General features: G+C 42.7%; 5 protein-coding genes and 1 tRNA gene. 3 read left to right on the top strand and 3 right to left on the bottom strand.

The window, feature by feature from the left end:
* The first annotated feature begins 310 nt into the window (after positions 1-310).
* Both H6G26_RS13035 and H6G26_RS13030 read left to right on the top strand, forming a co-directional pair.
* Positions 311-2,329 carry a GAF domain-containing protein gene (locus H6G26_RS13035; protein ID WP_242053698.1) on the top strand — a complete coding sequence of 673 codons (2,019 nt, stop codon included), beginning with the start codon at positions 311-313 and terminating at the stop codon, positions 2,327-2,329.
* A gap of 8 nt (positions 2,330-2,337) precedes the next feature.
* A complete protein-coding gene (locus H6G26_RS13030; RefSeq protein WP_190729661.1) occupies positions 2,338-2,946 on the top strand; it encodes an SRPBCC family protein in 609 nt (202 codons plus the stop codon).
* Positions 2,947-3,029: 83 nt separating this feature from the next.
* Here the strand turns inward: H6G26_RS13030 and H6G26_RS13025 are convergent.
* A tRNA-Glu gene (locus H6G26_RS13025) sits at positions 3,030-3,102 on the bottom strand.
* Between the two features lie 325 nt (positions 3,103-3,427).
* Here H6G26_RS13025 and H6G26_RS13020 point away from each other — a divergent pair.
* On the top strand, positions 3,428-5,344 hold the full coding sequence (locus H6G26_RS13020; RefSeq protein WP_190729660.1) for a cation:proton antiporter: 1,917 nt from the start codon (positions 3,428-3,430) through the stop codon (positions 5,342-5,344).
* A 66-nt stretch (positions 5,345-5,410) separates the two neighbouring features.
* Here the strand turns inward: H6G26_RS13020 and H6G26_RS13015 are convergent, their stop codons facing one another.
* Both H6G26_RS13015 and H6G26_RS13010 read right to left on the bottom strand, forming a co-directional pair.
* Entirely contained in the window at positions 5,411-6,073 is a 663-nt protein-coding gene (locus H6G26_RS13015) for a cytochrome b N-terminal domain-containing protein (protein WP_190729659.1), read from the bottom strand.
* A gap of 107 nt (positions 6,074-6,180) precedes the next feature.
* Positions 6,181-6,876, bottom strand: a complete 696-nt coding sequence (locus H6G26_RS13010; RefSeq protein ID WP_190729658.1) for a lipase — start codon at positions 6,874-6,876, stop codon at positions 6,181-6,183.
* Positions 6,877-7,088 lie beyond the last annotated feature (212 nt).

Here is a 7,088-nt window from a genome sequence, read left to right as displayed (position 1 = left end):
CCAGCCAATAACTATTACCAGTATTAATACTTAATAGTATGAATATTCTTAGTAACTATTTTTGTATTATTTATAATACTTTTTGAAGTGCGGAAGATGGGTTTTAAGTATCTCATCACCTATGTAGCAATTTGCTTAATATAGCGGTAACTTGGTCATCTGCCATAGAAAAGGGCTATAACAGGTGAGAGAAAGTATTCATACAAGAATTCTAAATTATCTAAGGTGTAGCAACACAACTAACGGGGAAGAATATGCCAAGAGGTTGGGTGCAAAAACAATGGGGTTATTATCCGAGGGCGTGCCAAGAATGAAAAAACCTTTATCGTCGCCGCCACATTATGTAGATGACATAGATCGACTACAACCTTACCAAGTTAAGCTGATGCAGCATCAGAAAGAACCTGCCCGCCAGTTGGTACAAAAGATTAACCAAATCATTGCCAATAGCTCGGCGACGGCATTGATGCTACAAGATATTGCCCAATTGTTAGGAGTTGTTTTTCAAGTAGATTGTTGCTGCTTGGTTTCAGTAACGGGTGAGACATCCGACGAAGCAACTACTACTAATTGGTGTGCTGATGAGTATCTAGCATTACCACACCCAGAAGAAATGTTTTCGATGGAACAGTTGCTTATGCACTCGCCAGTGCTGCAATGTGCTGCTGAACCATTGACTATTGAAGACATTTCCATCATTCAGAATAGTCTAGTAATTGGGTGTCAATCTTTGCCACTACCGATAAAAGCCGTTTTAGCAATTCCCACACGGTTTGGTGGCAACAATAATGGAGTGATTAGTCTGATTAAATTCCAACCTTATGATTGGAGTGAATCAGAAAAAGAACTGCTAAAAGAGGTAGAGTCGGCTTGTGCGATCGCTTTTTCTCGTGTCACACAAGCCCAGCTAATTGCTCATCAACAACAGTATCTGCAAAAGAGCAATCAGCATCAAAGTTTGATCAAGCAATTAACCATACTGAATCGCAGCAACTTGGAGCTTAATCAAATGCTTCAGTTAATTATCGCCTCTACTGCCGAATCTCTACAGGCAGATCGAGGTTTGCTTATACTACTAAAATATACAGACCCACTATTTAGGACTCAAGCTAAAAAACAAATTCCTAAAGCGAAAGCTAAAGTTGTTGTTGAATGGGCTAAAGCAACACAAATTTCTCGCACTAATAAACCAGATACCTTAGATCAGTCTTTCTTGCTTTCGGAGTGTGGCTTATGCCAGCGTGCCTTTATAGATTCGGGAAAACCAGTAATCTTCGATGACTATACAGAGCAGAATGATACCTCCTCAGCTGCGCCATTATTTGCAATAGAGGAATTGCCTGCGGTATTATTAGTGCCATTAGAAAGTCAAGGTAAAATCTTAGGATTCTTGGTGCTACAGCAAGCTGTGACTCGCAGTTGGCAAGCAGCAGAATTAAGTCTTGTGGAAATGGTTTGTGCTCAAGTAAGTAACGCCATTATTCAGTCACAAACGTTGCGACAAGTCCAAACTTTGGTAGATGAGCGAACGGCGAAACTACAGAGTAGTCTAGAACTCCAGGCAAAGTTGCATGAAAGAACCCGGCAATATGTTGAGCAACTGCGGAAACTCAATGAACTCAAAGATGAATTTATGAGTAACATGAGCGATCGCTTGCGCTATCCTTTGACAAATATGCTGATGTCAATTCGGAACTTACGTTTGCCAGGAATAGCACCGGAGCGTCAGGTTAGATACCTGGATATCCTAGAGCAGGAATGCACAAAGGAAATTAACTTGATTAATGACTTGTTGACACTCCAGAAACTAGAGTCGCCTCACGAAGCTCCACAATTAGAATCTATAGATTTAAATACTAGAATTCAGGATATAGCAGCTTCTTTTGAGAAAAAACTCGCAGAGAAGGGATTAAAGATTTCTGTAGATTTACCACAGGAGTCGCTAGACTTACAAACTGAACTAGAGAGTTTTGACCGGATTCTCCAAGAGTTGTTAACAAATGCCTGTAAATACTCAGAGCATGATACCATCGTCCACTTGGTAGCTGCTCACCAAGTTGATAAACAAATTGATCAAGTTATCATAAAGGTGACGAATACAGGACGTGCCATCTCTCAAGAAGAAGCAACCTACATCTTTGACAAATTCCGTCGCGGAAAAGGGCGCTGGACTCCAGGGACTGGCTTGGGACTTGCTTTAGTCAAGTCTTTAGTGCAGCATCTGAATGGAGCGATCGCAATTGAAAGTCTCCCAATTTCGGATTCTGAACAGAGCGAAATTTGCTTCACCCTGACTCTGCCCCAATTCTCAGACGAAAGCAAAACATAATTCTGAAAGTGACTAAACAACAGAACACAACAGAGAACCCTGATTCCCAGTCTCCTAGTGATGATATGAACCTTGAAGGGGATTTGACTGCGGATGCAGTTGCTTTAGCAGCTAAGGTAGAAGTTCAAATTGAAAAAATAGCAGAGCGACAGCGACAAATCAGCGCCAAAGTCCAAATTCCCCAACCAGTGGAACAAATCTGGAAGGTTTTGACAGATTATGAAGCCTTGCCTGAGTTTCTCCCCAACCTCGCCAAAAGTCGCCTGATGGAGCATCCCAATGGTGGGATTAGATTGGAGCAAGTAGGTTCCCAGCGCTTACTGAATTTCAACTTTTCTGCGCGGGTGGTTCTGGATTTGGAAGAATGCTTCCCTAAAGAAATTAATTTTCGGATGGTAGAGGGAGATTTTAAAGGCTTTTTTGGTAGCTGGGGTTTAGAGCCTTATTCCCTGGGTGAGTGTGTAGGAACAAATCTTTCCTACACAATTCAAGTTTGGCCTAAACTCACTATGCCGGTGGGAATCATTGAAAACCGCTTGAGTAAAGACTTACGGTTAAATCTTGTTGCTATTCACCAACGTGTAGAAAACTTAGCTAGCAAAGAACCGTATGTATAGTTAAACTATCATTCAGGAAAAAGCCTGGATGATAGTTTTTGTTGGTAGATTTAGAGCAAAATATTTTTTGCTTTTTTATTAAGTACCCCCAGGGGAATTCGAATCCCCGTTACCTCCGTGAAAGGGAGGTGTCCTAGGCCTCTAGACGATGGGGGCATCAGACTCAGACCTTTTATAAATTAACCAATTTCCAAGCTTTTGTCAACAGCTTTTGCCAAAAAAAGTTTGTGACAGCTAAACTGGGTGGAGACAAAAGGTTGAAGAGGATACAAAGACATGGAGATACCAAAGAATTCTGTAGATGCTTGTGCAAAAAGCCGCAGGGTTCATCAGCTTTTGACGCTGGGCATTTAAAAGGACATCCAGAGAGAAAAAACCCTGCATTCAGCAATGGACAAAGGGTATGATGTTGTACTGTGTAAAATTAATGTCTACGGTTTTTTACAAAAGATTTTGAAATAAATCGCTCAAAATCTACAACATGGAAGCATCTTTTGAAATTACCCTACAGATGGCGATCGCCGTCCTTGCAGGTATTAGCGCCCAAGTGCTAGCTGCATATTTTCGGATACCGAGCATCGTCTTGTTGTTGCTATTAGGCATCCTCTTTGGCTCTGATGGCATCGGGCTGTTGCATCCCCATGTACTAGGCACTGGATTGGAAGTTATTGTCGCCCTAGCAACGGCAATCATTTTGTTTGAAGGCGGACTAAACTTGGATCTGCGAGAGTTAGGTAGAGTTTCAGTCAGCCTGCAATTGCTCGTCACTCTAGGAACGCTAATCACATTGCTTGGTGGGAGTATGGCAGCCCACTGGCTGGGTGAATTCCCCTGGAACATAGCTTTTCTCTACGCTTCTATAGTTGTGGTTACAGGACCAACGGTGGTTGGCCCTTTGCTTAAACAAATTAATGTAGATCGGCAAGTGGCAACGCTGTTGGAAGGAGAAGGGGTTTTAATTGACCCTGTAGGCGCTATCCTCGCCTTCGTTGTCCTCGATACTATCTTGAACGGCGATGCTGACCCTATCAATGCCATCATTGGCTTAGGAATGCGCCTGGGCGTTGGTGCGGCAATTGGTGGTGCTGGCGGTTATCTGATGAGTTTGATTTTCAAACGCGCTGATTTTCTGTCATTCGAGCTAAAAAACTTAGCGGTGTTAGCGATACTTTGGAGCCTGTTTACCTTATCGCAAATGATCCGCAGTGAATCAGGAGTAATGACAACAGTAGTTGCAGGAGCAGTCTTTGCTAACTCCTCAGTCCCAGAAGAACGTCTGTTAAGGAGCTTTAAGGGTCAACTGACAATTCTCAGCGTCTCGGTGCTATTTATCTTATTAGCTGCTGATTTATCCATTGCTAGTGTCTTTGCTTTGGGTTGGGGTAGTTTATTCACTGTTTTGGTATTAATGTTCGTCGTTCGCCCGATTAATATCCTCTTGTGTACCTGGAACAGTAACCTAAACTGGCGACAGAAACTGTTTTTAAGCTGGGTTGCTCCTAGAGGAATTGTCGCCGCCTCCGTAGCCTCTTTTTTTGCAATTTCCCTGACCCAGCGCGGCATTAACGGCGGTGATTCCATCAAAGCTTTAGTTTTTCTCACAATTATCATGACTGTTGTCTGCCAAGGTCTAACAGCTGGCTGGGTTGCTAGATGGCTGCAAATCACTTCCAAAGATGTAACTGGGGCTGTGATTGTGGGTTGCCATCCCTTGAGTCTTTTAATTGCCCGGTTCTTTCAAGAACGGGGAGAAAACGTGGTCATGATTGATACTGACCCCCAATGTCTTGTTCAAGCCGAAGCGCAAAATCTACGGGTGATTGCCAGCAGTGCTTTGGATGCTGCGGTTTTAGAAGAGGCAGGACTTGCTTCTATGGGTACTTTTTTGGCTATGACAAGTAATGGCGAGGTGAATTTTGTTTTGGCTCAAAGAGCATCTGAGGAGTTTAATCCGCCGCGCGTCTTAGCTGTTTTCCCCCGTGACCCCCAAGCAAGTACCTCTGTTAGTAATAAAGTTAATCAAGCTTTTATCCCAGACTTAGCAATTAAGACTTGGAATGAATATTTGAATGATGGGCGAGTCAAGTTAGGAACAACCACTCTAACTGAGTCAGAATTTTCTAGTCAAAATGAGCGTATCCAAGAAATGATTAGGACTGGGGCGTTGATACCGCTATTGGTAGAACGGGAAGAACGCTTACAAGTAGTGCCAGCAAAATACGAGTGGGAAGTTGGCGATCGCATTATCTACTTGTTGCACGATCCCAGACCTAAACTTTTAAAACGCTTATCTGGCGCTAGCCAGTCTACTCGCCTCTCTTTAGAAAAGTTAGCGGAAGTTGAAGAAGTCCCCCTTGCAAAAATATCTCAACTTTTCACTACTGACACTCCTGGGTGATGAGAGAGATAGCGGCAGGGGAGTCAGGGGACGCAGGGGAAGAAAAAATTCCTAACTCTTGACTCTTTATGAGCCTTGGGAAGGAATAAATTCGCCTTCTGGCGGTTGTTGCAAATTATCAATTTCTGGTCTTGGCGTTTCTTGATACATTTCCCATTCCTGCCACAGTAAAGCAGATAAATGAACTATGGCAAGAATTAGCGTCGCCACCGAAATCAAATAACTATGTATTGTGTAAAGGTGTTCCACAGTAACTGTGTTAATCGCTCCACCCCCAGTCAGGATGTCGCGCAGTTGTCCACCAATGAAAGGAATGGCTTCGATGGTTCCTAGCTCAATGTTAAAACGCCAGTATCCTTCCTGAGTCCAATCTAGGATCATGGCTGTCCAATCTAGCCCGATCGCACTTAGGGTCAATAAAATCCCACTAATCCAAGCAGCCAGCCAACTCTTGCGAAATTGCCGACCTAAAAACATTACTACAATTTGAATCAGAGCGATCGCAATTATTGCGTTACCAGCAATATCATGCGCTCTCCAAAACAACCACCCGTATGGCAGTTGTGTATTAATCATCTTCAATGAGTTATAAGCTCCGCCTGCTGTAGGTTCATAGTAAAAAGACAGCAGAACTCCAGTAGAAATGTAAATTAAACACAGACTCAAAATCACCACCGATAATATCGTCGCTACTCGTCGCAGAATCCTATTGAACTGGGTGCTTTGCATAGCTCACCCCTCCTGTTCTTAGCTAGGTATTTATTCTTATTACAATTTCAATTTTAGCTAAGGAATATTAATAAATGTTGCATTTCTCATAATAAAGATAAAATTTTTTAAATCAAATATTGCACCCAAGCTTTTAAGGGTTCTGGTGAACCATACCAAATTCCAGGACTTCTCGGAGAATGCCTTACACCTTCAATCACCAGATTTTCTGCGCCTTCTAAGTGAGCAGCTTCAATGGGCGTGATTCCATCTCCCCAAGTGTTACCCTTACCACAGGTTAATTGGTAACTACTGTAAGCTAACCAGCTACCGCGTCGCCTTTGGCCAAAGATAGTTTTGCCAGCTACACAAACGTAATGAACGTTTTTGTAAAAAGCTCCTGGGTAGTTATTGGTGACAAAATCTAGATTGGAGCGTGTCCAGCGTTCTTGACTAATATGGGGTGTACCCAAGGTTATGAGAGTAGCAACCAGGGGATGTGCTTCCCAGAGGGATGGTTTAACTTTACCGCCTACCCAATAAGGTTTTTCTCCCATGTAGATGCGGGATATCCAACCTCCTGCTGAGTGACCAATCAAATTAATTTGAGTAGCATTATGTTGCTGCAATGTATGCTTGATCGTCAGATCGAGTTTTTGTAGAATTGGCGTTACAGGCCTTCCTCCAATAGTGGGTAACCAGTCGCGTCGTCGCAGTGGTACTGTAACCGTAGGAAAATCTAACTGTTGTAGGGATTGTTCTAGTTGGCGGTAAGCGATCGCGCTTTCTAGATATCCAGGCACAATAACTGTCGGTAGCGGCATTTTAAATGTTCTGCAATGATTGAAGGTTTGAAACCTTTTTACGAAGAAGTAGTCAGAATTTAAAAGCTAAAATTGCGATCGCATGACTGACTCCTTTTATAAAAACCCGAATGGCTTTGCTAGGGTTCAAGGCTAGAATGTCAATAACATTGTACAATTTGCAACAGTTTTAGAGACTGTTGATGTGGTAATATTTTCATATAGGGGCTAGC

It is taken from the genome of Nostoc sp. FACHB-888, from assembly GCF_014696655.1.
Lineage (GTDB): Bacteria > Cyanobacteriota > Cyanobacteriia > Cyanobacteriales > Nostocaceae > Nostoc.
The sequence above is the reverse complement of the archived record's forward strand: the minus strand, read 5'-3'. Positions and strand labels throughout refer to the sequence as shown.

Excerpts from the sequence above, each read along its gene's own strand:
- H6G26_RS13015 (WP_190729659.1), bottom strand. The coding sequence starts at position 6,073 with ATGCAAAGCACCCAGTTCAATAGGATTCTGCGACGAGTAGCGACGATA.
- H6G26_RS13035 (WP_242053698.1), top strand. The coding sequence starts at position 311 with ATGAAAAAACCTTTATCGTCGCCGCCACATTATGTAGATGACATAGAT.
- H6G26_RS13020 (WP_190729660.1), top strand. The coding sequence starts at position 3,428 with ATGGAAGCATCTTTTGAAATTACCCTACAGATGGCGATCGCCGTCCTT.
- H6G26_RS13010 (WP_190729658.1), bottom strand. The coding sequence starts at position 6,876 with ATGCCGCTACCGACAGTTATTGTGCCTGGATATCTAGAAAGCGCGATC.